At 58.7% G+C, this 3,178-nt stretch carries 2 protein-coding genes; both read right to left on the bottom strand.

Features of this window, described 5'->3' with window-relative positions; genetic code table 11:
- Positions 1-217: 217 nt before the first annotated feature.
- Positions 218-1,417, bottom strand: coding sequence for a cytochrome c family protein (locus RSSM_RS00765; RefSeq protein ID WP_008673370.1), 1,200 nt, complete (start codon positions 1,415-1,417; stop codon positions 218-220).
- Positions 1,418-1,956: 539 nt separating this feature from the next.
- A complete protein-coding gene (locus RSSM_RS00760) occupies positions 1,957-2,517 on the bottom strand; it encodes a hypothetical protein (RefSeq protein ID WP_008673368.1) in 561 nt (186 codons plus the stop codon).
- Between the last annotated feature and the right edge of the window lie 661 nt (positions 2,518-3,178).

Here is a 3,178-nt window from a genome sequence, read left to right as displayed (position 1 = left end):
GCCAACCGACGCGAACTCTCGGTCTTGGAAAGACCTGAGCTACGTGGGTGAGCCGAACGGCCGTAAGGCCTCGGGTGGAATCGCGAGCACACAAAACCAGCCCAACACGCCCAAAACCCGAGTGCTCACGCACTTCGGCTCACCGGAGAAGCCCCCCGTAGGCCGGACCAAGCGAAGCGCCGTTCCGGCAATCCACACCCCAACGTCACCCGCTGGCTCACTTCCACCGATTGGCCGGTGGAATGAACGCGTCCAGCCCTGCCAGCGAATCGGGGTCCGTCTCGGCAGCGAAACGATACCCCAACGTCGCGATGGCTTCCGCCGCTCGGGTCAACTCAGCCTTGTTGTTCAGACGCAGCTTCACGCTGCCGAAGACATTCAGGATCTCATCAATGATCGGTGAAGACACCTTTTGCGAAACGCTCTTGAGACGCTTGCCCGCTCGGTCGGTTCGTTGTGCCGCCGTGATCCCGTACTTCGCTTTTTCCGTCGCCACCGCTGTCGCACGCAGCCCCGCTTCCAACTCCGCGATCATTCCCGAGACGAACATCAACCGCAATCGTCCCAACGAACTCGGATCGTTCTGGCGACCATCGGTACGCACGAAATTGTGTCGAATCGTTCCCTGGCTCCACGAGACAAACTCGAACTCCAGACTGCCTGGCGAGTGACCGCCGACATTCACCAACTCTTCATCCGCCGTCGTGTGGCACCGCAGGCAACTTTGCGCGACCAAGTAAACGTTCACTGGATTCCGCATCCCCAACGCGATGCTGCGACGCAGCCGTTCACTGCGGTGCTGAGGGCTTTCCATCGCTCGCGTGACATGTTCGCCACCATAGTCGTGGTGCACGTCCAAGTACCGGGCTGCTGCGCCGTGACATGACTCGCACGAGACGCCCTCGATCGCGTGAACGTTCCCGCTGTCGGCATCGACTTGTTGTGTGTAGTGACAATTCACGCAGCGGCCGTCGTGCTTGATCGACCGGATCCCCAACCGCGAAGCGATCTCTTTGGCTTCCGGGCGACGGTGCAATTCATCGAACGTGCGATGGTGAGGGGTCGATCGCCAAACCTTCACCTCGTTTTCGTGGCACTTCACACAAGTTTCGCTGCCGATGACCAAGTGCGGGTCCACCGGAGCCGCCGCGGCACCCGCCGCCGAGACCGGCGAAGCGGCCACGCCGACGAGTATTTCCTGAACTTCCGGTTGAGTCTCACGGACCGGTTCGACGTGATCCAACGTCGGCCGAGCCTCGGGTAAATCATGACCTCGCGAAGCATCCGGCACCGGCCGAATCCCCAGCGGCTCGATCGTCCCCGAGTCAGCCCACGCGATCAGAAGCATCCCCATAATCATCCCAGCCACCACGGCAGAGGGCTGAAAGTTGCGAGAGAGGGCGGCCTGCAAATTCATCGGAGTGAACCATCAAAAGCGTCAGAAACGGGAGACTCTGTTTAACGCTAGGTCACGAAACGGCACGCGGCATTTCCACCACCCAAAATTCGCCCGCATTCCCGCTGGAACACAGGCTTTAGCGGCTCCAGCACCGCAGGACGGACCAAGCGAAGCGACGTTCCGGGATCCACACTACTGCCGTATGCGCGTCGCAAAGCCTCCTTCATACGGCCTACTTCACTCCCTCACGCCTTCACCCTCCCTCGGGAGGAGCGGTATGAAGGGGGGCAAATCCAGCATGAATCCACGCTGCCTCTTCACACTCGCAGCCGTCCCAACGCAGTGACGCAAAGCACCGAATTTTCTCAACCACCAACCCTCTGCGATCTCTGCGACTCTGCGTTTGACGCCAGCACAACAAAAGCCCCCACTCCAACGGTGCTCCGTTTGAATCAAAAAAAAATCCCCGGACTTACCATCCGGGGATCACATTTTGCGAGGATTCCTTAGGCGCTGCCCCGGAACCCAGCCCCGGGGACGCTTCGGATCGCGAGAAACTAGTTCAGCATTTCGCCGACTTGGTTCATCACGGCAGCCGCGTCGATGTTGTCGGCCGAGAAATCGTGACGAGCGACGACTTGCGAGTGATTCACCAAGACAACCGTCACGGCAGTTTTATCGTCCAGCTTGTAGCTCGCAGGACCGTTGTCGGTGTCCTTGGCAACGACGATCGGCACATGCTTCGCGCCGACCTTGCCCGCGATTTCTTTGGCTTGGTCGGTCAACTGACTCGACTCGCCACCGATCAAAGTCACAAGACCTTTGAGCTGATCGTCGGAGTGTTCCGCGACCGTCGAATCGAGCTTCTTAACGAAATTCGCGACTTCACCGTCGGTCGAACGCGTGAAGACCATCACCATCGGACGCTGACCATACTTGCAGCGATAGCAAGTCGTTGCACCGGTTTCCACGCCATCGTCTTCCGCCCCAGCGACTTTGGTCACCAAGAACATGCTGATGTTGTCACCGGCGCAAAGCCCCTTCGACGCGTCGTCGGCGGTCACAGTGGTGGCGGTGAACAAGCATAGGGCGGCGAGGGAAAACAGAATTCGAGTCATACTGGGCTTCTCCATGAAGCGGGGGGCAAAGTGTGGGAAACATATCTCAGGGTCGAGTCACAACGCCGAGTCTTAGCGTTGAGGCAAATCACCTCACCCGATCGCACGGGTAAGTAACCAACCCAGAACGCAAATGCCTAGCGAGCGGATTCGTCCGCCAAACGAATTCTTACCAACCGTCCCGCATTGTCCACCCGAGCATCTGTCAAACAGTCCCCGCCGCACAATCCCGCATCAGCCGACGCCCGTTGGAGTACAGACTTTCGCCGTTCGAAGCCTCTTCGCAATCGTCACCGTTTCAACGCAGAGACACAAAGACGCAAGGCCGCAAAGCACCGAATCACCTCAACCACCAACACTCTGCGATCTCTGCGACCTCTGCGTCTCTGCGTCTCTGCGTTTAATCCCAATACCGTTCAATTTTCGTTTAACCCGTGCCCGGAGGGTAGGTTGTGTTCCGTCAAACGTCGCCTACGGCTACCGGTTAAACGAAAACGCCACAACCCGGTGCTTCATTGAACGGTATTGCGTTTAACCCCAGCACACAACACCAGACACCACCCAACCGAAAAAGAAGGCACCTCTCCCTTTTCCCACCTCAAACTCCCCCAACTCCAACCTCCACCCCGGGTCGAGCGAAATAGCACAACGCCCCAAAACC

This window comes from Aporhodopirellula sallentina SM41 (assembly GCF_000346505.1).
In the GTDB taxonomy this organism is placed as follows: domain Bacteria; phylum Planctomycetota; class Planctomycetia; order Pirellulales; family Pirellulaceae; genus Rhodopirellula; species Rhodopirellula sallentina.
The sequence above is the reverse complement of the archived record's forward strand: the minus strand, read 5'-3'. Positions and strand labels throughout refer to the sequence as shown.